The organism is Methylobacterium sp. 092160098-2 (genome assembly GCF_028920805.1).
Taxonomy (GTDB): Bacteria; Pseudomonadota; Alphaproteobacteria; order Rhizobiales; family Beijerinckiaceae; genus Methylobacterium; species Methylobacterium fujisawaense.
In genome coordinates, this window is the sequence record NZ_JAQPZJ010000001.1 from 3,098,161 (window position 1) to 3,118,998 (window position 20,838).

The 20,838-nt window shown below is 70.7% G+C and carries 24 protein-coding genes; 7 read left to right on the forward strand and 17 right to left on the reverse strand.

Annotation, left to right across the window (positions count from 1 at the left end; all coding sequences use genetic code 11):
* Positions 1–97: 97 nt before the first annotated feature.
* Both PQI07_RS14540 and PQI07_RS14545 read right to left on the reverse strand, forming a co-directional pair.
* Positions 98–1,459, reverse strand: a complete 1,362-nt coding sequence (locus PQI07_RS14540) for an MFS transporter (RefSeq protein ID WP_274926848.1) — start codon at positions 1,457–1,459, stop codon at positions 98–100.
* Positions 1,456–2,217, reverse strand: a complete 762-nt coding sequence (locus tag PQI07_RS14545; protein ID WP_274927726.1) for a PRC-barrel domain-containing protein — start codon at positions 2,215–2,217, stop codon at positions 1,456–1,458. The genes PQI07_RS14540 and PQI07_RS14545 overlap by 4 nt, the downstream gene beginning before the upstream one ends.
* A 340-nt stretch (positions 2,218–2,557) precedes the next feature.
* Between PQI07_RS14545 and PQI07_RS14550 the strand changes: the two genes are divergently transcribed.
* Entirely contained in the window at positions 2,558–2,965 is a 408-nt protein-coding gene (locus tag PQI07_RS14550) for a hypothetical protein (protein WP_043356959.1), read from the forward strand.
* Positions 2,966–3,026: 61 nt separating this feature from the next.
* Here the strand turns inward: PQI07_RS14550 and PQI07_RS14555 are convergent, their stop codons facing one another.
* The 3 genes from PQI07_RS14555 to PQI07_RS14565 all read right to left on the reverse strand — a co-directional run bounded on the left by PQI07_RS14555 (position 3,027) and on the right by PQI07_RS14565 (position 4,202).
* The gene (locus PQI07_RS14555) at positions 3,027–3,428 is read right to left on the reverse strand and encodes a PRC-barrel domain-containing protein (RefSeq protein WP_179697061.1); all 402 of its coding nucleotides are present in this window, start codon (positions 3,426–3,428) and stop codon (positions 3,027–3,029) included.
* 116 nt (positions 3,429–3,544) lie between these two features.
* Positions 3,545–4,030, reverse strand: a complete 486-nt coding sequence (locus tag PQI07_RS14560) for a DUF2721 domain-containing protein (protein WP_043356961.1) — start codon at positions 4,028–4,030, stop codon at positions 3,545–3,547.
* Between the two features lie 49 nt (positions 4,031–4,079).
* A complete protein-coding gene (locus PQI07_RS14565; RefSeq protein WP_257787383.1) occupies positions 4,080–4,202 on the reverse strand; it encodes a hypothetical protein in 123 nt (40 codons plus the stop codon).
* 243 nt (positions 4,203–4,445) lie between these two features.
* On the opposite strand from PQI07_RS14565, the gene PQI07_RS14570 reads away from it, so the two are divergent.
* The gene (locus tag PQI07_RS14570) at positions 4,446–4,805 is read left to right on the forward strand and encodes an SWIB/MDM2 domain-containing protein (RefSeq protein WP_043356955.1); all 360 of its coding nucleotides are present in this window, start codon (positions 4,446–4,448) and stop codon (positions 4,803–4,805) included.
* Between the two features lie 298 nt (positions 4,806–5,103).
* Here the strand turns inward: PQI07_RS14570 and PQI07_RS14575 are convergent, their stop codons facing one another.
* The 5 genes from PQI07_RS14575 to PQI07_RS14595 all read right to left on the reverse strand — a co-directional run bounded on the left by PQI07_RS14575 (position 5,104) and on the right by PQI07_RS14595 (position 10,981).
* Positions 5,104–5,901 (reverse strand): SDR family NAD(P)-dependent oxidoreductase, encoded by a 798-nt coding sequence (locus PQI07_RS14575; RefSeq protein WP_274926849.1) that lies wholly within the window; start codon positions 5,899–5,901, stop codon positions 5,104–5,106.
* Between the two features lie 68 nt (positions 5,902–5,969).
* Positions 5,970–7,397, reverse strand: a complete 1,428-nt coding sequence (locus PQI07_RS14580; protein WP_075380738.1) for an MFS transporter — start codon at positions 7,395–7,397, stop codon at positions 5,970–5,972.
* Positions 7,398–7,706: 309 nt separating this feature from the next.
* Positions 7,707–9,053 (reverse strand): ATP-binding response regulator, encoded by a 1,347-nt coding sequence (locus tag PQI07_RS14585; protein ID WP_274926850.1) that lies wholly within the window; start codon positions 9,051–9,053, stop codon positions 7,707–7,709.
* Complete coding sequence (locus tag PQI07_RS14590; RefSeq protein ID WP_418287715.1) at positions 9,050–10,252, reverse strand: FIST signal transduction protein; 1,203 nt, start codon at positions 10,250–10,252, stop codon at positions 9,050–9,052. Before PQI07_RS14590 ends, PQI07_RS14585 begins: the two co-directional genes overlap by 4 nt.
* A 165-nt stretch (positions 10,253–10,417) precedes the next feature.
* On the reverse strand, positions 10,418–10,981 hold the full coding sequence (locus tag PQI07_RS14595; RefSeq protein WP_043358028.1) for a c-type cytochrome, methanol metabolism-related: 564 nt from the start codon (positions 10,979–10,981) through the stop codon (positions 10,418–10,420).
* A 249-nt stretch (positions 10,982–11,230) separates the two neighbouring features.
* Between PQI07_RS14595 and PQI07_RS14600 the strand changes: the two genes are divergently transcribed.
* Both PQI07_RS14600 and PQI07_RS14605 read left to right on the forward strand, forming a co-directional pair.
* A complete protein-coding gene (locus PQI07_RS14600; protein ID WP_107646919.1) occupies positions 11,231–11,914 on the forward strand; it encodes a transglutaminase-like cysteine peptidase in 684 nt (227 codons plus the stop codon).
* A 103-nt stretch (positions 11,915–12,017) separates the two neighbouring features.
* The gene (locus PQI07_RS14605) at positions 12,018–12,344 is read left to right on the forward strand and encodes a hypothetical protein (protein WP_043387534.1); all 327 of its coding nucleotides are present in this window, start codon (positions 12,018–12,020) and stop codon (positions 12,342–12,344) included.
* 101 nt (positions 12,345–12,445) lie between these two features.
* Here PQI07_RS14605 and PQI07_RS14610 read toward each other — a convergent pair whose 3' ends face one another.
* From PQI07_RS14610 to PQI07_RS14625, 4 genes are read right to left on the reverse strand one after another with little or no spacing between them, the layout of a single operon-like run.
* Positions 12,446–12,928 (reverse strand): arsenate-mycothiol transferase ArsC, encoded by a 483-nt coding sequence (locus PQI07_RS14610; protein WP_043356114.1) that lies wholly within the window; start codon positions 12,926–12,928, stop codon positions 12,446–12,448.
* A gap of 23 nt (positions 12,929–12,951) precedes the next feature.
* On the reverse strand, positions 12,952–13,434 hold the full coding sequence (locus PQI07_RS14615; RefSeq protein ID WP_043387537.1) for a UPF0262 family protein: 483 nt from the start codon (positions 13,432–13,434) through the stop codon (positions 12,952–12,954).
* Between the two features lie 10 nt (positions 13,435–13,444).
* The gene (gene hisD, locus PQI07_RS14620) at positions 13,445–14,740 is read right to left on the reverse strand and encodes a histidinol dehydrogenase (RefSeq protein WP_274926851.1); all 1,296 of its coding nucleotides are present in this window, start codon (positions 14,738–14,740) and stop codon (positions 13,445–13,447) included.
* Positions 14,741–14,761: 21 nt separating this feature from the next.
* The gene (locus PQI07_RS14625; RefSeq protein ID WP_043351500.1) at positions 14,762–15,208 is read right to left on the reverse strand and encodes a DUF2948 family protein; all 447 of its coding nucleotides are present in this window, start codon (positions 15,206–15,208) and stop codon (positions 14,762–14,764) included.
* Positions 15,209–15,405: 197 nt separating this feature from the next.
* Between PQI07_RS14625 and PQI07_RS14630 the strand changes: the two genes are divergently transcribed.
* A complete protein-coding gene (locus tag PQI07_RS14630) occupies positions 15,406–15,798 on the forward strand; it encodes a hypothetical protein (RefSeq protein ID WP_274926852.1) in 393 nt (130 codons plus the stop codon).
* On the opposite strand, the gene PQI07_RS14635 is transcribed toward PQI07_RS14630, so the two are convergent.
* The 3 genes from PQI07_RS14635 to PQI07_RS14645 form a co-directional block, all read right to left on the reverse strand.
* Entirely contained in the window at positions 15,771–16,163 is a 393-nt protein-coding gene (locus PQI07_RS14635) for an alpha/beta hydrolase family protein (RefSeq protein ID WP_043758852.1), read from the reverse strand. The two genes, PQI07_RS14630 and PQI07_RS14635, sit on opposite strands and share 28 nt — an antisense overlap.
* A 279-nt stretch (positions 16,164–16,442) precedes the next feature.
* Positions 16,443–17,732, reverse strand: a complete 1,290-nt coding sequence (gene murA, locus PQI07_RS14640; protein ID WP_043357121.1) for a UDP-N-acetylglucosamine 1-carboxyvinyltransferase — start codon at positions 17,730–17,732, stop codon at positions 16,443–16,445.
* 113 nt (positions 17,733–17,845) lie between these two features.
* Positions 17,846–18,037, reverse strand: coding sequence for a hypothetical protein (locus tag PQI07_RS14645; protein ID WP_043357123.1), 192 nt, complete (start codon positions 18,035–18,037; stop codon positions 17,846–17,848).
* Positions 18,038–18,352: 315 nt separating this feature from the next.
* On the opposite strand from PQI07_RS14645, the gene hemA reads away from it, so the two are divergent.
* Both hemA and PQI07_RS14655 read left to right on the forward strand, forming a co-directional pair.
* On the forward strand, positions 18,353–19,648 hold the full coding sequence (gene hemA, locus PQI07_RS14650; protein WP_043758849.1) for a 5-aminolevulinate synthase: 1,296 nt from the start codon (positions 18,353–18,355) through the stop codon (positions 19,646–19,648).
* A 338-nt stretch (positions 19,649–19,986) separates the two neighbouring features.
* Positions 19,987–20,784 (forward strand): inositol monophosphatase family protein, encoded by a 798-nt coding sequence (locus PQI07_RS14655; protein WP_043357127.1) that lies wholly within the window; start codon positions 19,987–19,989, stop codon positions 20,782–20,784.
* Positions 20,785–20,838 lie beyond the last annotated feature (54 nt).

Genomic DNA, 20,838 nt, shown 5'->3' on the forward strand with positions numbered 1-20,838 from the left:
TTCACCGGCCCGCACCTTCCGTGCGCTTTTATCCGCAGAACCTGAACGTCGCTTGAGCGGCGCGGAAACACCCTTGCGAATCCGATGCCGCGGCCGGTCAGGCCGTGTGCTCCGTCGGACGCGTCTCCGGCATGATCAGCGCCACCAGCATGAAAGCCGCGAACCCCACGATCGCGAGCCCCAGGAAGGCGCTGTGGCTGCCGAGATGGTCGGCCATGATGCCGGCAAGCGAGGTCGAGAGGGCGGCGCCGATGCCCATGGCCGTGCCGACCGCGCCGAGGGCGAGGTTGAAGCGGCCGGTGCCACGGGTGAGATCCGACACGATCAGCGGCACCATCACGCCCAGCACCGACGCCGAGATGCCGTCCAGCACCTGGATGGCGACGAGACCGTAGGGGTTGGTCGTGTAGGCGAGCAGCAGGCCCCGGACCGGCAAGGCGCCGAATCCGAATAGCAGCACCGGGTAGCGGCCGAAGCGCTCGGCGGCCCGGCCGACCGCAGGGGCGCTGACCGCCAGCACCGCCTGCGGGACCATGATGCACGCGGCGACCAGCGCGGTGGCGGTCTCGCTCGCCCGCAGGGTCAGGACGCTGCCGACCAGGGGCAGCATCGCGGCGTTGGCGAGGAAGAACAGCACCATGCAGGCCGCGAAGCACAGGAGGCTCCGATTGGTCAGCAGGGCGCGGATGCTGTCCTTGCCGGTCGACGGCGACGCCTGCGCCGTGGCCGGCTCCTTGAACACGTTGGAATCGATGTCTTGGGCGCGGATGCGCGCCAGCGCGATCACCGTCGGGATACCGAGAGCGGCGGTGAGGTAGAAGACGGCGCCGTTCGACAGGTAATATCCGATGGCGCCCATCCCGGCCGCGCCGAGGGCGTTGCCGAGGGCCGCGAAGCTGGCATTGCGGCCGAGACGCTCGCCAGCGTGGGCACGCCCGACGAGTCCGATGCTGATCGCCGCGATGGCCGGTGTGAGCACGCAGCTCGCGGCCGAGTGCAGGGCCATTGCCAGGAGCACGATCAGGAAGCTCGGCCAGACCGCCAGCGCGAAGGCGCTGCCGGCGATCCCGATCACCGCCACGGCAGCGGCGAAGCGCTTCGAGCGCACGACGTCGACGAAGGCGCCGCCCGGGACCTGGCCCAGCAGCGCCACGAGGCTCCCCACGGTCAGGGCGAACCCGATGTCGGATTGGGTCCATTTCGCCTGGGAGAAGTAGACGGCCAGGAAAGGGCCGAACCCGGTCTGCAGGTTGGCCACGAAGAACGCGAAGGCATCTAGGCCGTAGCGGCTCGTTGCCGAGATCACGCGTCCCCCCTGTGCGGCAGGAACCGCCGACGCGCGCGCGGCTTCGCCCGCCGGATCCTTCAGGCGGCCCGGACGGGAGCGGATGTCCTGACGGGACAGCTCACGTTCGCGCGGAGTGGCGGCGGTTCGGGCCTTCGACCGGGCCACCGTCACTTATCCGGTGCCTTCTCCGGAGGGCGGGCGGGCGCGGTCGCGGCCGGCGCCGCCGCGCCCGAGGCCGCACTGCCCGGAGCGGGCGAGGTCGGAGCCGCCGCGGCGGGGGCCGGTTGCGACGGTGCCGCCGAGCCCGGCGCCGGATTGGCCGGCGGCGTGGTCGCCTGCTCGCCCTCCGCCGCCGGCGCGGCGGGGCTGGCGGGCCCGAGAACCACGATCGGCTCCCCGGCCTTGTATTCCGGTGACACGCGGACCTGGTTGCGGGTCAGCGCGACCGAGAGCTTGCGCTCCTTGCCGCCGTCCGGCGTGAAGCGCAGGGCGCGCCAATCCACCGCGATCTTGCGGGTTCCGACCCCGAGGAAGCCGCCGAAATCGATGATGGCGGCCCTGGGATGGCCCTCCTTGTCGATGATGATGTCGATGACGCGCCCCAGTTCGTCGCCGCCGGCGCTGCGCACGCTGCGACCGAGCAGGCTCTCGTAATCCTGCGTGTCGAGGACCGTGGCCGGTGTTCCCTGCTGCTGCGCCTGGGTCGTGGAAGGCGGCGAAGTCCCGGCGGCCGGCGGTGCGGCCGGCGCCGCCGCGGGCGGAGAAGTCGGCGGTGTCGAAGTTGGCGCCGGAGCCGGCGCGGGAGCCGGAGTCGCGGACGGAGGCGTGGCCGGTGCGTGCGGCGCTGCCTGCCCGGCCGCACCCTCGCTGCCGCTCACCTGCGCCGCAGCCCCCGACGCCCAGAGGGCGAGCGTCACGGCCGCGATCATCCGGTTGGTTCTGAACACGCTTCGTCCTCTGAGGAAGGGCCGGGCTGCACCGGCGCGCCGGCGCGTCCACGACCGTATCGGCCGGTTCCGGGTCCGCCGCCGGCTGGACCCCGCCTGCGGATGGCGTCATGCCGCAGGACCTGGGCGAAGTTATGGACCGCAGCGGCCAGACAGCAAGACGCGAACCGCGCGCTTCGGCGGTCTGCCACAAAGGATACGGCGATGATGACCGGGGGCGCGACGGCACTGTCTGGTTTTCGCCGCATCCCCGGCGTAGACAACCGCTCATAAGCCCATGCGAGCCGCGGACGGCACCGCGGCCACTGTCGAGGACCACACGATGTCGACCCTCCCCACGTCGAGATGCGCCGCAGCGCGCGGCCTTGCGCTCGGCGCTGCCCTGGCCGGCCTCGTGGCCGGCTGCCAGGCGCTCGGTGGCGGCGGCGGCGTGATGCCCGCGACAGAGGTCGGCCTGCCGCCCTCGCTGCGCGGATCTCTGCCGAACCGCGAGCCGCGCAATGCTGCGGTCGATGCCGATGGTCAGCCGCTCCAGACCGCTCCGACGAAGCAGCTGGCGATCCCGAAGACCGCCGGCGGGGCGACCCGCACCGCCGATAGCGGGGAGCGCCGGATCCGGCGCGAGGATCTCGACGGCGGCAATGCGGCGGTCGGTGGCAGTGGCAGCAGCGGCGCAATGGGTCCGATGCTGTCGCCCGGCGGCAGCGTCGGCCTCGGCGGGAAATTCTGAGCCGTCAGGCCGAGACCGCCGCGCCCGCTCAGGAGGGGCGCGCGTACGGGCCGTCGAAGGCCTAGATCCGGGCGCGATAGCTCGGATCGGCGACTTCGTCTTCGCCGGCGCCGGAGCTCGATGCGCCTGCGAGGACCGCCGGATCGATGTCGATCACGTAGCCGCCGAATTCGGTGCTGTAGGTCAGAGCCTTCCAGGGAAGCGGGTGGTGGGTCTCACCCAATCCGAGAAATCCCCCGAAGGCCAGCACCACGTAGGCGACCTGTCCGGAAACCTTGTCCACCATGAAATTGTGGACGGCGCCCAGGTGGCGGCCGCTGCTGTCGTACACGGCGGTGCCTTCGACCTTGTTCGACGCGATCAGCCGGGGGCTCTCGTCGATGGCGATGCCCTCGCCGGCGGGATCGAGCTCCAGGGTGCCGGGCTTTCTCAAGGCGCGTTCGTTGGGCAGGTCCGTCGGCATGATGTCTCCCGATCCATGAGCGGGATCGTGCCCGCGTGGCGGTCCCTGGCTCACTAAGCGCGTGGGCCGGGACGGGTTCCGCCTCCTGAGCCGGTCGCCGGGCGAGCGCCGGCCTCTCAGAGGTCGGGTGGTATCCCGGCGCTCCTCCGCCGCTGATTGATCCGGTCGCGGACCGATCGGCTGGCCAGCAGCATCTCGAACCCGAAGGCCACGAGGGCGCACAGGGTGCAGAGGATCGCCGCGCCGAACAGGCCGAACAGCAATGTCGTGACCGTGCTGTCGCGCATGGCTCCGACGAACAGGGTTAGCACCGACCCGCAGGTCGCCACGCCGCCCAGCGCGGCCAGGAACACGGCGGCATCCAGGGCCAGGGAGCGCCGGTGCAGCCGATCCAGGCGCCGTCCGAGGAGGATGCGCTCCGCATCGCCGGCGCCCGCGAGGAGCCCGGAGACGTGGTCGGCCTGATCGGCCACGCGCGCGAGCCGCGCGCCGAAGACGTTGAGCAGCGTCGCGATGCCCGACAGCAGGAACACGGGGCTCAGCGCCACCTGAACGACGTGGGCGGTGCTTTCCGGGCTGGCGAGGGTGATCGGATCGGTCATGCGGTCGGGCTGATGCACCCGGTGGACGGGCGCTGCAATCCCGGCGCGTTCAGACCAAGCCGCGGCCCGGCGCGATGCCGGGCGCGGAAGGCTCGGCCCGCACCAGGAGCCCGAGACTCGTGACCAGTCCGGTGGCGAGCAGGAGCGCGAGGGTGAGGGTCGGGGCAAACATGCCTGTACTTCACGTGCAGGATTGTTAAAGGCAGGTTTCACGCCCGGCGGTCGGCCGAATAATCTTGGCGGCGGCGTCCATCCGGCGATCCCGCAGGGGATTTCTGCGCCTGCCTTGTGGATGAGGCGTTTCCAAAGGCAATTTCCCCTTGGAACGGCGGCGGCACCGCTTAGTTGCTGCTATGCTGGCTCGGCCGTGGGGCGATCATGCCCCGGCCTGCGGCCCGAGAACCGGAGGATGTTGATGGCCACAAAGACCGAGAAGGCTGCGCCCAAGGCGGCCAAGACCACCAAGACTGCGGAGAAGGCCGCCCCGGCCAAGGCTGCGAAGCCCGCCGCCGAGAAGTCGGCCGGCGCCAAGCCGAACGCTCTGCAGCAGCCGCTGAAGCCGTCGGCCGAGCTCGGCGCCATCGTCGGGACCAGCCCGCTGCCGCGCGGCGAGGTGGTCAGCAAGGTTTGGGACTACATCAAGAAGAACAACCTTCAGAACCCGCAGAACAAGCGTGAGATCCTCGCCGACGACAAGCTCAAGAAGGTCTTCGGTAAGGACAAGTGCACGATGTTCGAGATGAACAAGCATCTCGCTGCGCACCTGAAGGCCTGATCTCGCCCTAGAGCCAAGTCCGGCATTCTCTCCGGGCCGACGGCTCTAGGAGCCCTGCGGCGTTCCCCGTCGTACGGGAAGACCGGCCGTGTGGCTTGGTATGACGCGGACGAGAGTCCGGCATCCAGAGCCGCCGGTCCGATCCCTCGTGGCGAACGCGCCGCCTGAACCCGAGGCGCCCGACGTATCGCCAGCGCGGGCTTGTCGATGCGCCGCCGCGCGGATTTTTCCGTCCCAGACCCGCACGGTTCGAGCCCCGCTTCGGCGGTCGCCGGCGTTGCCCCCACCGATCCCGGCTTCAAGCGAGGCCCTGCAGGACCCCTCCGTCGACCCTCAGGGCGGCGCCGGTGGTGGCGCTCGCGGCCGGGCTGCAGAGATAGGCGACGAGATTGGCCACCTCGTCCACCCGCGCCAGCCGCTGGATCAGCGACGAGGGGCGATGCTCCGCGACGAATTTCCGGCCCATGGCCTCGAGGTCGGTATCGGCTGCGCCTCCGGCCATCTGCCGCATGAAGTCCGCGACACCCTCCGAGAGGGTCGGGCCGGGCAGGACACTGTTGACCGTCACGCCGCTGCCGGCCACCGTCTGCGCCAGACCGCGGGAAATCGCGAGCTGCGCCGTCTTGGTCATTCCATAGTGGACCATCTCGGTCGGCGTGTTGATGCCCGACTCGCTGGAGATGAAGATCACCCGTCCCCAGCCCCGCTCCGCCATGCCGGGCGTGTAGGCCCGCGACAGGCGCACGCCGCTCATCACGTTGACGTCGAAGAAGCGCTGCCAGTCGGCATCCGGGATCTCGAAGAACGGCTTCGGCTCGAAGATCCCGGTGTTGTTGACCAGAATGTCGACCGCCGGGACAGCCTTGACCAGGGCTGAAACGCCCTCACCGGTGGCGACATCGCCCGGTGCCGCAAAGGCGCGGCCGGCCCGCGTCTCGCCCCGCAGCTTCGCGAGGGCGGCCTCGACCCGCTCGGGCGTGCGACCGTTGATGCCGACCTCCGCACCGAGGTCGCAGAGTTCCTTGGCGATGGCGTAGCCGATGCCGCCGGTCGACCCGGTGACCAGGGCCTTCCGGCCGGTGAGATCGAGATCCATGGGGCGCTCCAGCACGGGACACACCCCATCAACGCAAGCCGGCGTCCCGGGTGGCATACGCGATCCGGTTAGCCGCTCCGACTCCGCCGCAGGACGCTGGCGCAGCCGCCGATCACCGAGAGCGCCACCGCGCAGGAGAGCGACAGGGTTACCGCCCGCTCGGCCCCGAGACCGTGGGTCAGGCCGAAGATCACCGCCACCAGAGCTGCGCCGAGCGACTGGCCGGTGAGCCGCGCCGTCGACTGCATCCCGCTCGCCCCCCCAGCCCGTTCGCGCGGCGCCGACGTGACGATCACCTTGTTGTTGGGGGACTGGAACAGGCCGAAGCCGAGACCGCACAGGGTCAGCCGCCAGACGATATCGAGGGTCGTCGGAGCGGCCGGCAGGATCGTCACGCAGACCAGACCGACGGCCATCATGGCCAGGCCGATCCCGCCCAGGATCCCGGGCGGATACCGGTCCGCAAGGCGGCCGGAGATCGGCGCCATCGCGGCGACCGCGATCGGCCAGGGGGTGAGCAGGAAGCCGGTCTGCGTGCTGGAGAGGTGCAGCACGTCCTGGAAATAGAAGGGCAGCGCCACGTAGGAGACCATCTGGGCGCAGAACGAGGCGACGGAGGTCGCCATCGACAGGGCGAAGGCGGGGATCCGCAGCAGGTCCACGGGCAGGAGCGGCGCGGCCAGCCGGATCTGGTGCCGGACGAACACCGCGCCGACCGCGATCGCCGCCGCGAGTTCGAGGACGGCGATGCCCCGGGCCTCCGGATCGCCAAGCCCGTCGATGCCGATGATCAGCAGGCCGAAGGTCAGGGCGTTGAGGACGGCACTCACGAGATCGAAGGGGCGGCCGCTCGCCGGCGTCGCCGGCAGGGTCCGGGACGCCACCGCCAGGGCCAGCAGGCCCACGGGGATGTTGACGAGGAACAGCCAGGGCCAGGTGGCCACCGACAGGATCGCGGCCGCCACGGTCGGGCCGGCGGCCGAGGCCACCGCCACCACGAGCGCGACGTTGGCGACCCCTTGGCCGATCATCCGGTGGGGGTAGATGAAACGGACGAAGCCGATGTTCACGCTCATGATCGCCGCGGCGCCGAGCCCCTGGACGATCCGGGCGGCGATCAGCAGCGGCAGGCTTGGCGCCAGCGCGCAGGCCAGCGAAGCGGCCACGAAGACGGCCAGACCCGGCAGGTAGACGCGTCGGAAGCCGAAGATGTCGCCCAGCGCCGCGAACGGCAGGAGGGTGGCCGTGACGGCGATCTGGTAGGCGTTAACCACGAAGATCGCGTCGGCCGGCCTGACCGCCAGATCCTTGGCCATGACGGGCAGCGCCACGTTGACGATGGCGCCGTCGAGGACCGCCATGGTCATGGCCAGCGCGATCGCCGCCATGGCGAGGACGCGCTCGCGGGGCGGCAGGCCATCGTGCGAAGGCCCCTGCGGGTGCCTCTGCGGGTGTCCGTGACGGCCGCCGGCTGGACCGAGCGGGACCTGCGCCATTCCTGCGCGCTCCTGCGGCGTCCCGGCGGGTCCGTGACGTCGATGGCTGGGAAAATCCGGACGCAGGACGCGCCGCGGACGCTGTTCCCTGTCGCGCAGGCGGCACGGCACGTCGAGGGGTGTCGTGTGTCCTATGTCACGGCACGGGCAGGTTTGTTCGCGTCGGACGGGTGCTGCGTCGGGGGCCCGTGCTCCGCAGCGGGGCGACCCATCCCTTGCTCGGCCGGGGATCGGCTTTCCTGAAGGTCCGCCTGTCCGCAGGCAGCGCGAGGCGTGCCGCCGGTCGAAGCGCGGACCGCCGCAGGCCGCTCAGGCGAGCATGTAGGTGAGCAGGGAGCGGAGCTGCGCCGGCTTGATCGGCTTGTGCACGAGTTCCGCCCCGACGGCCGTGACCCGGTCCTCGACGGCCTCGGAATGGTCGGCGGTGGTGACGATGACCGGGACCGGATCGGCGTGCACGGCCCGGAGGTAGTTGGCCACGTCGAGGCCGCAGGCGCCGTCGTCGAGATGGTAGTCGAGCACCAGGATGTCCGGCCGCGGGGCGCCGGCCTCTACGGCGGCCCGCACCCCCGCGAGGTCGCGGAAGGTCGAGACCCGGGCATCCCAGTTCTGGAGGAGGCGGGCGAGGGCGTCGGACGTGGAGGGGTCGTTCTCCACGACGAGCACGTGCGCGCCCGAGAGCCGGGTCGCCACCGGAGCGGGCGGGGCGACGGCCGCCGGGATCGTGCTCACGGGCAGCGTCAGGGCGACCCGGGTGCCGTGGCCGATCCGGGAGCGCAGCCGCAGGGGGTGGTCGAGGGCCTGGGCCATACGGCGGACGATCGACAGGCCGAGGCCGAGGCCCGGCTCCTCGCCGCTGCCGGTCCGGGCGCCGCCGCGGAAGAACTCGTCGAAGACGAGGTCGCATTCCTCCGCGGCGATGCCGCAGCCGGTATCGGTCACCTCGATCCGGATGCCGCCGGACCGCCGCCGGGCCGCGAGAACGATCCCGCCGACGCTTGTGTACCGGACCGCGTTGGAGACGAGGTTCTGGAGGATGCGCTGCAGGAGCATCACGTCGCTGGTGACGGTGACGTCGGGGCAGCGCAGCGACAGCCGCAGGCCCTTGCGCTCCGCGAACGGCTTGAAACTCTCGGCCAGCTCCGCCAGCAGGTCGGGCAGGAACACCGGCTGGATCTGCGGCCGCACGATCCCGGCATCGAGCTTCGAGATGTCGAGCAGCGTCTTGATCAGATCCTCGATGGTCTGCAGGCCGCGATCCACCTGGCCCGCGATGATGCGCGCCTCCGGCGGCACGTCGAGATCGGCCAGCGCCGAAATCGACAGGCGGGCGGCGTTGACCGGCTGAAGCAGGTCGTGGCTCGCCGCGGCCAGGAACCGGGTCTTGGAGCGGTTGGCGGTCTCGGCCTCCTCCTTGGCGGCGGCCAGCGCCTCGTTGGAGCGCTCCAGCCGGTGCATCAGCCCGGTCAGCTCCTCGGTGCGGGTGCGGACCCGGCCCTCCAGCATGATCGCGGTCTGGAACAGCGAATAGGCGCTGCCCCGCTGATCCATGGAGCGCTCGACATGGGACATCAGCGCGGCGTTGATGCGCTCGAGCTTCTCGATCCGCCGGTGCAGGGACGCGTCGGTCTCGAGACCGTTCGGATGCAGGGTCACGACGCGACGGGGGTGGCTTCCGCCCCCGGGGCACTGCCGGCGAGGGTCTTGCCGATGGCAATGCCCGTGAAGGTCTGGTTCAGGTGCATCGCCCTGTACTGCTCGCCGAAGGTCTCGAAGCCGACGACGTTGTAGCGGCGATAGAGGTCGGCAATGCCGTGGCGCACCTGCCGGCTCTCGGCGTCGAGCCGTCGCAGCACGCATTCGAAGCCGATGATCAGGTCGACGCCGCCGAGCACCGCGTCGAGGCGCGCCAGCTCGGCCCGCGTCGAGGCGACGATATCGCGCGGTTCGGCGAGGGTCAGCACCACGCCCTCGTCCACCGCACAGAAGAAGCTGAGCGACCCGTCCTCGTTCATGCGCCGGATCGAGCGGCAGAAATACTCGCCGCCGACCTTCACAGCCAGCGGGTAGGCGGCGAAGCTCATCGGCGACAAGCCCTCGGGGTCGAGGCCGATCGCCATCGCGTATTCCCGGGCCGCCGGCTCGGCGTTCAGCTCGTGCACGGTCCGGCGCTCGCCATCGGAGGCCGTCACCACGAACTTGGTCTGGGTCGGCTCGAAATTGTCGCTCTTGAAGATCTCCACCGAGAAGTCGGTCTCCACGAGGACCAGGACCGCCGCCTTCCGGTGGATCTTCCCGCCGTGGAGCAGGACGGCGTCGCGGAAGCGCAGGTCGTCGCCGGCCGAGCCGCCGACGATCGGGATGCCGTCGAGCGCCCAGGCGATGGCCGAGACGACCGTCTCCTCGGCGTTGGCGAGCCCGTCGATCAGCGACAGGGCGAAGCGGTGGCCGGACGCGGCCATGTCGACCTCGCGGCACCGGTCCAGCGGGTCGAGGGTCCGGCGCAGCGCCCGGACCGCGGAGGCCGTCCGCTCCACGTCGAGGTGGTCGATGGCGTCGAGGACCGTCGAGACGATGCGGAAGCGCTCCGCCGGGAACGCGATGGCCACGAGGCCGCGGTCGAGGCCTCCGGCCGGGGCGATGCCTCCCGACATCGAGCAGCCCGCCACCGGCACGCCGGGGAACCAAGTTTCCAGCGCGCGGGCCAGGATCTCAGCGTCGTAATCCGCCGAGAAGAACACGACGATCTGTGACAGGGCCGAGCCCCCGACGGCCCGGGCGACCTCAGCGGCCGCGTCGGCGGCCCCGGCCGCATCGGTCCAGGCCGTCCAGATGCCGCAGAGATGGCGGCGCACTCCCGATCCTTGAGCCACGTTCCATCCCCTGCGACCCCCTCGGCAAGCTTGGCGCCTGCTCTTCAGCGTCTTGTGCAGAGTATGTCGTGCGCAACCGAGCGGTGCAACGGGGCGTGTCGCCCCCCGGGCAGGTTCAATCTCGGTCCGAGGCCCGGGAGGCGGCGTTCACTTCATGCAGGCGTCCTCGGCCTTCTCGAAGGCAGCGGGCTTGGGCTCGTGCTCCGGCGGTCTGTTGCGACCGAGCGCTCCGTCCGAACGGGCGCGGAGATACGTGAATATGTCCGGCAGGTAGCACATGACGTTCTTGTTATCGCCGAAGGCGGGCATGACCAGCTCCTGCGAGGCGTTCACGTCCTTCTTGCCGCCCACGACGATGCCGGCGAAGTGCGCGTAGTCCATGCCCTTGAGGGCATCGACAAGCGACGGTGCATAGGTCGAGCCCATCCCGTCGGGGCCGTGGCAGACGATGCAGTTGGAATTGTACCGCACGTAGCCGGACATGGTATACCAGTCGACCTTCTTGCCGCCGTCCGTGACGTGGTAGGTCGGATCGCCGTTCTTGTCGGTGTACTGGCCGTCCTGGACCTTCGCCGGCTGCGTCGGTCCCTCGCTCTTCAGGTCGGTCGATGCCGCGCCGGCTGGGGCGGCGGATGTCGAAACGGCTCCGAGGGTTCCTGCTGCAAGTCCGGCCAGAATGAGCCCGGCGATCCTGTCTGCTGCGCGCCGCATAAGTCGTCCTCCTGCCGCCCACAGGCTTCTTCTCGGTGGAGCGACGCCGGGATAACGACGGATCTCGGCCACGAAGACCTTGGTGTGCCTTCACGTTTTCGCGCATCGCAGGGACGTGCCGGCTCGGAACGACGACTGAACGATTATCCGCGTTGCGCACAGCATTAACCTTTTGTTAATCGGCGCATTGCCGCCGGCCCGCCGGCGTGAGAGCTTTCGTTAACGAGAGCTTAACGGTTGGGTCCGGCGATGCGGTTCGCGGTTTCCATGATGCAGAGACGGGTCGAGGCACCCGCAGCGCGTCGGCTGCCCCGGAGCCGCCGCGCCGCCGCCGCCGCCCTCGCGGTCTTCGGCATTGCGGGCCTCGCCACCGGTGTCCAGGCGCAGACGCTTGCGAGCCTGCCGACGGAAGCCGGTGCCCGGGTGCAGGGCGACGCCAAGCCGATCGCGGCCTGGACGACCTTCTGTCAGACCTACGCGGCCGAATGCGCGCTCGACCGGGGCGAGCCGGCCCGGATCAGCCTGACGCCCGCCACCTGGGCGACGATCGTGTCGGTGAACCGACGGGTCAACAAGGCGGTCGAGCCGATGACCGATCAGGACCACCTGCATGTAGCCGACCGGTGGGATCTGGCCGAGGACGGCATCGGCGACTGCGAGGACTTCCAACTGCTCAAGCGCCATCTGCTGGCCCAGGCCGGCCTGCCGCGGCGGGCGATGCGCATGACCGTGGTGATCGACGAGAAGGGCGAGGGCCACGCGGTGCTCACCCTGATCACCGACCGGGGCGACCTGGTGCTCGACAACAAGACCAACGCGATCCTGCCCTGGCACAAGACCGGCTACGTGTTCATCAAGCGCGAGAGCCAGGACGCCGTCGCCTGGGTCTCGCTCGGCGGCGTCACCTCCCCGGTCACCACCGCCAACCGCTGATCAAGGCCCACCTCCGGCAGTGGAACCCGCGCCGCGGGCACCACATCTTAACGGATTGATAACCCTGCGCCGCCACTCTGTCGGGTGACGGAGTGCCTGAACGATGCCGCGAGCCCGCCACGTGATGCCGGCCCCGCTCCTCGCGATCGTCCTCGTCGCCGCGGCCTGCGGCACCGCGCGGGCCGCGAGCGAGACCGAGCTCCGCCACGCTGCGTGGCGCGACTGCGTCAGCCGCAACTTCGGGATTCAAGCCGCGCTGACGGACAGGGATCTGGCCGTCGACGCTGCCTTCCGCGCCTGCCGCAGCGCCGAGGACGCCTATCTCGCGACGCTCGCAGACTCGCCGCTCCTCGACGGCGACGACGTCATTCGCGCTAGGCCGCTCCTCGCCGGCCGGATCCGGGCCTGGCTGGTGGGCGATCGCGGCTGACGCGGCGGACCCGCGGAGCCCCGCGCGCGACAGTCCGCAGGCACGGCATCGGCGATCCGCCGCTCGGCGATGCGCGATCGTCAGGAAGAGACGCCGCCCGCCTACGCCTTCAGACGGGCCTTGATCCGCCGGGTGAGCCCGTCGCGGACCTCACGATAGGCCTCGAGACGCTGCTCCCGGGACGCGTCCTGCACCAGCGTGGGATCCGGAGTCGGCCAGTATTCGACATCGGCCGCGAGCGTGTGCGTCAGGGCCAGCGCCCGGTGATGGGCCTCCGGCGCCAGGGTGATGATCAGGTCGAAGTTCAGCCCCTCCCAATCCTCCAACTCCTCGATGGTGCGGGGGCGGTGTCGGCTGGCATCGATCCCGATCTCGTCGAGGGCCGCGATCATGAACGGATCGGTGGGCTCGCCGGACCGGACTCCGGCCGACTGCACATAGGTGGACTTGCCGAAATAGGCGCGCGCGATCGCTTCCGCCGCGACGGAGCGCACGGCGTTGTAATTGCACATGAACAGGACGGACTGCACCCGCCGCTTCTTCGGAGAGGCGTCGGGAGGAGGCTCTGGAACGGGCTCAGCCATCGCCGGTCGGCGCGGAGGGCGCCCTAGCCCTTCCAGTGCAGCGCGAAGATCAGGGTGAACAGGCGGCGGGCCGTGTCGTGGTCGAGGTCGACCTTGCCGTCGAGCCGCTGCTTGAGCGTCTCGGACGCCTCGTTGTGCAGGCCCCGCCGACCCATGTCGATCGCCTCGATCTGCGATGGCGAGGCGGTGCGGATCGCGTTGTAGTAGCTCTCGCAGATCATCTCGTAGTCGCGGATCACCCGACGGAATGGCGTCAGCGACAGGAGGTGCGTCATCACCGGCTCGCCCTCCACCGTGGTGATGGCGAAGGATAGCTTGTTCTCGACGAGGCCCAGCGTCAGGGCGTAGGGGCCCTCTCGGCCCGGGATCGCGAAGACATTGTCTTCCAGGATGTCGAAGAGCGCGATGGCCCGCTCGTGCTCCTGATCCGGGTTGCCGCGGGCGATGGACGCCTCGTCCAGGCTCACCTTCGCGAGGCGGTTCGGCCCGCGCTGCTTCTCCGCCATCCCCAAAACCTCACAGGTTCAACCGGATCGCGACGGAGCGGGCGTGCCCCTCCAGGCCCTCGGACCGGCCGAGGTTTATCGCCGCCGGGCCGAGCGCCCGCAAGCTCTCCGGCGTGCAGGCGAGGATCGTCGTCCGCTTCATGAAGTCGAGCACCCCGAGGCCGGAGGAGAACCGGGCGGACCGGGCGGTGGGCAGGACGTGGTTCGGCCCACCGACATAGTCGCCGATCGCCTCCGGCGTGTGCGAGCCGAGGAAGATCGCCCCGGCATTGCGCACCTTGGCGGCGACCGCCTCCGCATCCTGCGTCTCGATCTCCAGGTGCTCGGGGGCGAGGCGGTCGACGAGGGGGACGGCCTCGTCGAAGGTCCGGACCCGGATGACGGCGCCGTAGTCGCGCCAGCTCGCCCGGGCGATCTCCTGACGGGGCAGGGTTGTGAGGGCGCGCTCGACGGCCACCTCGACGGCGTCCGCCAGGTCTGCGCTGTCGGTGATCAGGATCGCCTGGGCGGCGACGTCGTGCTCGGCCTGCGCCAGCAGGTCGGCGGCGACCCAGTCCGGGTTGGCGTGGCCGTCGGCCAGGATCAGCACCTCGGAGGGGCCGGCGATCATGTCGATCCCGACCTGGCCGAAGACCCGGCGCTTGGCCGCGGCGACCCAGGCATTGCCGGGCCCGACGACCTTGGCGACAGGAGCAATGGTGGCGGTGCCGTAGGCGAGGGCGGCCACCGCCTGGGCCCCGCCCACCCGGTAGACCTCGTGGACGCCGGCGAGCTGCGCGGCGGCCAGGACCAGCGGATTGATCTGGCCGTCGGGGGTCGGCACGACCATGACGAGCCGCGGCACGCCGGCGACGCGGGCGGGGAGCGCGTTCATCAGCACCGAGGAGGGATAGCTCGCCGTCCCGCCCGGGACGTAGAGCCCCACCGATTCGAGCGCCGTCCAGCGCCAGCCGGCGGTGACGCCCAGCGCGTCGGTGGCGCGATGGTCCGTGGGCCGCTGCGCCCGATGGAAGCTCTCGATCCGCTCGGCGGCGAGGCGCAGGGCCTCGAGGGACTCCTGCGGACAGGCGGCGACCGCCGCGGCGATCTCCGCGTCGGTGACCCGCAGGTGCTCGGCTGAGAAATCGGTGCCGAGCCGGTCGAAGCGGCGCGTGAAGTCGACCAGGGCCGCGTCGCCGCGTGCGACGACGTCGGCGATGATGGCGCGGACCGCTTCGTCCACGTCCTCGGCGATCTCACGCTTCACCGTCAGGAGATGCGCGAAGGCGGTGGCGAAATTCGGATCGCTGCTGTCGAGCCGGACCATCGGAAAGCTCTCTGTCTCGCGTCAGGCCGCCGGGCCGGCGGTCGTGTCGGTGTCGATGTCGTGGCCGGGACGGGTGGCCGATTCCCAGACCGGGCCGAGATCCTTCATCCGGACCTCGATGCACTCGACCTCCAGCCGAAGGGCCGCACCGCCCGAGAAGACGAGATCGATGTGACCCGACGGCGCATCCGTCTGTTCGAAGGTCAGCGCGAGCAGGCTCATCGGCGTGGCGTCGCCCGGCTTCAGGCCGCGGCTCTTCACGCCCCGGACGCGCTCAATGTGCAGGCCGGCGAGGCGCCGCCGGGGCGGGGCGTCCGGTGTCCAGTCGAAGCGTCGCACCGCCATGAGGAAGCGCTGCTCACCGGCGAGATAGGTCAGATCCTCCGGCCGGAGGATCGCGTCCTGCAGGTGGGCTGAGATCACGGTCAAGTCCTCGATGTCGAGGGCGGCGAGCTTGAGCAGCTCCATGCAGAGGGTCCTCGGCGAACGCGGGGCGTGGGCCGGTCGGCGAGGGGCCCCGCGGCAGGGCGTAGGTAGCGGCGCAGCCCCGTTCGGGCAACGCCCGACCTGAGGATGCCGGGTGCGGACGGGGCACAGGCTCGACCCAGCGCCGTCGGCTAGAGGCGGGGCGGACGCATCGAAGCAGGGTCGAGGCAGGGTCGAGGATGGCCAAGTTCACGACGCACGCGACTCTGGCGGCGCTGGCCCTGGGGATTCACGCGGCCGGTCCCGCGGGTGCGCAGGTCGGTCCCGACGCGCGGCCCTACATCTACGGCCGACCGGGTCCGGACCGGGACGTCTACGCCCCGCCGCCCCGAGATCGCCGGCCGCCACCGCGCGCCGACGATGGCTACGGCTGGCCTCCGCCCCCGCCGCCATTCGACGATGCGTCCGACCGGATCCGGCCTCAATGGCGCACCGGCCCGGGGCGGTCGTGGGATGACAGCGTCTGCGTGACCGCCCGCGGCACATGCCTGACGCGCCCGGCGCCGCCCAATGCGCCCTGCGGCTGCGACATACCCGGCTTCGGCTACAGGCGCGGGCAGATCGAGGATTGAGCATCCGCTGTCGCGCATGACCTGCGGGGCATGGCCCGCCTCGGCCGCCGCGTCCGGAGGCTCTCGGCGTGGCCTCCGAGATGCCGGGCCAGGATGGCCTCCGCCCGGGCATAGAGAGCGAGGCGGTTCTCGGGCCGCACGAAGCCGTGGCCCTCGTCCGGGAACAGCGGATCGGTCACCGTGAGGCGCTTCGCATCGAGGGCTGCGACCCTCTGGTCGGACTCGGCCTGCTTCACCCGGGGGGCGGTGGCGCCCTGCGCGATCAGGAGGGGCGCCCGGATCCCGCCGGCTCGGTGAACCGGCGAGCGCGCACGCATCAGGTCCAGCCCCGCCGCGGTGTCCGGATCGCCGATCGCCCGGATCACCTGCGCGCGGAACGCCTCCCCGTGAGGGGGCTCGTCTGGCTGACCCGGACGAGCCCGGCCGCGCCGCCCGGAATGGGCGTCAGGTCCCGGTTGGTCCCGGCGATCGACCGCACAGACGTGCCGGTTCTCGTCTCCGCCGCCGTCCTGCAGATCGAGCAGAGGCCGCCCGCCCTGGGCCCGGCCGTAGAACCGGATCCCGCGCCCCGGATCGGCGGTCAGGGTTCAGACGACATCGGCGGCCCGCCGACGTCCATCGACGTCCCGGATCGCAGGGGTCGCTCAGGCCCGGACGCGCTCGATCTGCGCGCCGCAGCGGCCGAGCTTGGCCTCAAGCGCCTCGAAGCCGCGGTCGAGATGGTAGACCCGGTTGATCTGGGTCTCGCCTTCGGCAGCGAGGCCCGCGATCACCAGGGACACCGAGGCGCGCAGGTCGGTGGCCATGACGGGTGCCCCCCTCAGCCGCTCCACGCCCTCGACGATGGCGAGGTCGCCCTCGAGGCGGATCTTCGCGCCGAGCCGGGCCAGTTCCTGCACGTGCATGAACCGGTTCTCGAAGATCGTCTCGCGGATATGCGACTGGCCCTTGGCCAGCGTCATCAGCGCCATGAACTGCGCCTGCAAATCCGTGGGGAAGCCCGGGAACGGGTCCGTGGTGACGTCGACCGCCGCGATGCCGGCGCCGTTGCGGCGCACGCGGATGCCGCCCTCGACCGGGGTGATCTCGGCGCCCGTGGTCGACAGGATGTCGAGGGCCGCGTGCAGCAGATCGGCCCGCGTATCCTTCAGGACGACGTCACCGCCGGCCATCGCGACCGCCATGGCGTAGGTGCCGGTCTCGATCCGGTCGGGCAGGACCGCGTGGCGGGCGCCGTTCAGACGGGCCACGCCTTCGATCTCGATATGGGGCGTGCCGGCGCCGCGGATCTTCGCGCCCATCTTGTTCAGGCACTCCGCGAGGTCGACGACCTCCGGCTCGCGGGCGGCGTTCTCGATCACCGTGGTCCCGTAGGCGAGCGCAGCCGCCATCAGCGCCACATGCGTGCCGCCGACCGTGACCTTGGGGAAGACGATCTCGGCGCCGCGCAGGCCGTTCTTCGTGCGGGCGACCACGTAGCCGGCGTCGATCTCGATCTCGGCCCCGAGCTTCTCCAGGGCCATGATCAGCAGGTCGACCGGCCGGGTGCCGATGGCGCAGCCGCCGGGCAGCGACACCTTGGCCTCGCCGAACCGGGCGAGCAGCGGCGCGATCACCCAGAAGCTCGCCCGCATGGTCGAGACGAGGTCGTAGGGCGCGGTGGTGTCGATGACGTTCGAGGCGGTGAGCCGGATGGTCTGGCCCGTCTCGGTGGTCTGACCGGGGCGCTTGCCGACCACCATGTGGTCGACGCCGTGGTTGCCCAGGATCCGCGTCAGCGCGGCGATGTCGGCGAGCCGCGGCACGTTGATCAGTTCCAGCGTCTCGCCGGTGAGCAGGCTGGCGATCATCAGCGGCAGCGCCGCATTCTTGGCGCCCGAGATCGGGATCACGCCGTTGAGCGGCGCGCCGCCGGTGATGTGGATGCGGTCCATCGTGTGTCCTTGGGCGGCGCATCCCCGATGGCGCGCGGCCGGCCGTGCTGATCGCGGGCGCGGAAGCGCCCAGGCTTGTCGCGGGCGCGGAAGCGCCCAGGCTTGGCCGTGCCCTATAGACCGGATTTGTCGGAATCAGGACCGTTGATCGCGGCCTCGGACGTGCAGGACCGGTCCGCGTCCGGAGCCGGTCTCGTTTCGGTCCGGCCCCGATCCTGTGCCTTGCGGCGCCGCAGATTCTGCCGCAGGGCCGCCTTCAGGCGCTCCGTGCGCGCATCCTTCGCGTCCGTCTTCGCGTCGGTCATGGCGCGACCCTTGGTCGCCGCAAGCTCGGGACACGGGCGTTCCGGTGGGAGGAGCCATCTGCGGGTTGAGACATGGGATTCGGAAGGGCGCCGGAGCCAAGTTCGAAGGGAAAGATCCTGACGGACGCTACCGGGTTCGTGCCGCCCTCTCAACGGATGCAAGGCAGCGATGTCGGAACCTTACCTTGAACCAGTTCCAGATCCGCGCGTATCTTCCGGTCCTCACGCGAAGGACTGACCGAGGCCAGACCTCAGATCGCGGGACCCGGCGCTTAAAGGCGCCGCCCGCGTGGCCGAATACGCGAAGGACGCTCGATGACCGTGACCCGGATGCCCAGCACGACGCTCGCCCCAACGGGATCGACGCGCGCCGGTTCCGGCTACGAGCGCTACTTCCGCGGCGCGTTGGATCAGCTGCACGGCGAGCGGCGCTACCGTGTCTTCGCCGATATCGAACGCATTTCCGGGCGGTTCCCGACGGCCAAGTGGCGTCAGCCCGACGGCAAGACGACCGAGATCACCGTGTGGTGCTCGAACGACTACCTCGGCATGGGCCAGCACAAGGAGGTGGTGGCCGCCATGACCGAGACCGCCGCCCGCTGCGGCGTGGGCGCGGGCGGCACCCGCAACATCGCCGGCAACAACTCGCCCCTCGTCGACCTGGAGCGCGAACTCGCCGACCTGCACGGCAAGGAGGCGGGTCTCGTCTTCACCTCGGGCTACGTGTCGAACCAGGCCGGCATCTCGACGATCGCCAAGCTGATTCCGGATTGCCTGATCCTGTCCGACGCCTTCAACCACAATTCGATGATCGAGGGCGTGCGCCATTCAGGCTGCGCGAAGAAGATCTTCCGCCACAACGATCTCCAGCATCTGGAGGAGCTGCTCCAGGAGGCCGGCGACCGGCCGAAGCTGATCGTCTTCGAGTCGGTCTACTCGATGGATGGCGACGTGGCGCCGATCAGCCGGATCTGCGACCTCGCCGACCGCTACGGCGCGATGACCTATCTGGACGAAGTCCACGCGGTCGGTCTCTACGGTCCGCGCGGCGGCGGCATCGCCGAGCGCGACGGGGTGATGCACCGGGTCGACGTGATCGAGGGGACGCTGGCCAAGGGCTTCGGCTGCGTCGGTGGCTACATCACCGCCTCGGCGGCGATCTGCGACGCCGTGCGCAGCTTCGCGCCGGGCTTCATCTTCACCACCGCGCTGCCGCCGGCCGTGGCGGCGGCGGCACGGGCGTCGGTGCGCTACCTCAAGCGTTCCAGCGCCGAGCGGGAAGCACACCAGAGCCAGGCGACGGCCACCAAGGCGGCCCTGGCCGCGGCGGGCCTGCCGATCCTGGAGACCGAGACCCATATCGTGCCGGTGATGGTCGGCGATGCCGAACTGTGCAAGGCGGCGGCCGACCACCTGCTGGAACACCACGGCATCTACATCCAGCCGATCAATTATCCGACCGTTCCGCGCGGCACCGAGCGCCTGCGGATCACGCCGTCGCCGTTCCACGACGCGGCGCATATCGAGCGCCTCGCCGCGGCCCTCAGCGAGACCTGGGAGGCGCTGGATCTGCCCCGGGCCGGCACGGTCTTCGTCGAGGCCGCCGAGTAGGGCCTCGGGTCTCCGTATCGACCGGCCACGGCCTGGCCCCACCGAGGGGCCGTGGCCTCTATCACAGGGCGCGATCGGCTCACCCTTCCGGCTGAGGGAGGGTAGGTTCCGGATCAGGCGTGCCGGTGACGCGCGCTCAGGTCGCGCCGCCTCCGGCTGCCGCACGCCCCCCATTCGTCCCTCTCGCCCGAGGGAGAGGCCGGGCCGCGACGACGATCCGTGGGACCCGGTCCGGGCCGGCCGCCCGCCGCACGGCGCCCATGTCCTGCCCCCATCTCGTCTTTTCCGGCGCCGGGCTGTAACGACGGCGTCAATCCTCACCCGCGAAAAGTCCGACCATGATCTCCTCCCCGCTCATGACCGTGATGGTCGATGCCGTGCGCAAAGCCGCGCGCGGCCTGCGCCGCGACTTCGGCGAGGTCGAGAACCTGCAGGTCTCCCGGAAGGGCCCGGGTGACTTCGTCTCCGCGGCCGACCGCAAGGCCGAGGAGGTGCTGCGCGACGCCCTGATGAAGGCGCGCCCAGGCTACAGCCTCGTGCAAGAGGAGAACGGGATCATCGAGGGGACCGACAAAAGCCACACCTGGCACATCGACCCCCTCGACGGCACCTCGAACTTCCTGCACGGCGTGCCCCATTTCGCCGTCTCGGTCGGCCTCGAGCGCGAGGGCCAGATCGTCGCCGGTGTGATCTTCGACCCGATCAAGGACGAGCTGTTCGTCGCCGAGCGCGGGAAGGGGGCCTATCTCAACAACCGGCGCCTGCGCGTCTCCGGCCGTCAGGACATGGCCGACGCGCTGGTGGGTTACGGAACGCCCTATCTCGGTCGCGGCAGCCATCCGCGACTCCTGCGCGAGCTGGGCGCCGTCATGGCGGTGGCCGGCGGCACCCGCCGGATGGGATCGGCGGCCCTCGACATGGCCTATGTCGCCTGCGGGCGCCTCGACGCCTATTGGGAGCGCGATCTCCAGACCTACGATTTCGCCGCCGGCGTGATCCTCGTGCGCGAGGCGGGCGGCTTCGTGACCTCCGCGGATGGCGCCGCCGAGCCGCTCGCGCCCCGGTCGGTGGCCTGCGGCAACGAGGAGCTGCACCGGGAACTCGTCGCCATCCTCAAGAAGGTCCAGGCGGCCTAGCGGCCCGTCATCCCGGGATCGTGCGGCGAAGGCCGGCATCGAGGGCCGCCGAAG

Bases quoted from the DNA above. Each gene is read 5' to 3' on its own strand.
- PQI07_RS14600 (WP_107646919.1), top strand. From the start codon at position 11,231: ATGCGGTTCGCGGTTTCCATGATGCAGAGACGGGTCGAGGCACCCGCA.
- PQI07_RS14615 (WP_043387537.1), bottom strand. From the start codon at position 13,434: ATGGCGGAGAAGCAGCGCGGGCCGAACCGCCTCGCGAAGGTGAGCCTG.
- PQI07_RS14630 (WP_274926852.1), top strand. From the start codon at position 15,406: ATGGCCAAGTTCACGACGCACGCGACTCTGGCGGCGCTGGCCCTGGGG.
- PQI07_RS14575 (WP_274926849.1), bottom strand. From the start codon at position 5,901: ATGGATCTCGATCTCACCGGCCGGAAGGCCCTGGTCACCGGGTCGACC.
- hemA (WP_043758849.1), top strand. From the start codon at position 18,353: ATGACCGTGACCCGGATGCCCAGCACGACGCTCGCCCCAACGGGATCG.
- PQI07_RS14645 (WP_043357123.1), bottom strand. From the start codon at position 18,037: ATGACCGACGCGAAGACGGACGCGAAGGATGCGCGCACGGAGCGCCTG.
- PQI07_RS14555 (WP_179697061.1), bottom strand. From the start codon at position 3,428: ATGCCGACGGACCTGCCCAACGAACGCGCCTTGAGAAAGCCCGGCACC.
- PQI07_RS14625 (WP_043351500.1), bottom strand. From the start codon at position 15,208: ATGGAGCTGCTCAAGCTCGCCGCCCTCGACATCGAGGACTTGACCGTG.
- PQI07_RS14565 (WP_257787383.1), bottom strand. From the start codon at position 4,202: ATGTTTGCCCCGACCCTCACCCTCGCGCTCCTGCTCGCCACCGGACTG.
- PQI07_RS14560 (WP_043356961.1), bottom strand. From the start codon at position 4,030: ATGACCGATCCGATCACCCTCGCCAGCCCGGAAAGCACCGCCCACGTC.
- PQI07_RS14655 (WP_043357127.1), top strand. From the start codon at position 19,987: ATGATCTCCTCCCCGCTCATGACCGTGATGGTCGATGCCGTGCGCAAA.
- PQI07_RS14545 (WP_274927726.1), bottom strand. From the start codon at position 2,217: ATGATCGCGGCCGTGACGCTCGCCCTCTGGGCGTCGGGGGCTGCGGCG.
- PQI07_RS14570 (WP_043356955.1), top strand. From the start codon at position 4,446: ATGGCCACAAAGACCGAGAAGGCTGCGCCCAAGGCGGCCAAGACCACC.
- PQI07_RS14550 (WP_043356959.1), top strand. From the start codon at position 2,558: ATGTCGACCCTCCCCACGTCGAGATGCGCCGCAGCGCGCGGCCTTGCG.
- PQI07_RS14580 (WP_075380738.1), bottom strand. From the start codon at position 7,397: ATGGCGCAGGTCCCGCTCGGTCCAGCCGGCGGCCGTCACGGACACCCG.
- PQI07_RS14605 (WP_043387534.1), top strand. From the start codon at position 12,018: ATGCCGCGAGCCCGCCACGTGATGCCGGCCCCGCTCCTCGCGATCGTC.
- PQI07_RS14595 (WP_043358028.1), bottom strand. From the start codon at position 10,981: ATGCGGCGCGCAGCAGACAGGATCGCCGGGCTCATTCTGGCCGGACTT.
- PQI07_RS14610 (WP_043356114.1), bottom strand. From the start codon at position 12,928: ATGGCTGAGCCCGTTCCAGAGCCTCCTCCCGACGCCTCTCCGAAGAAG.
- hisD (WP_274926851.1), bottom strand. From the start codon at position 14,740: ATGGTCCGGCTCGACAGCAGCGATCCGAATTTCGCCACCGCCTTCGCG.
- murA (WP_043357121.1), bottom strand. From the start codon at position 17,732: ATGGACCGCATCCACATCACCGGCGGCGCGCCGCTCAACGGCGTGATC.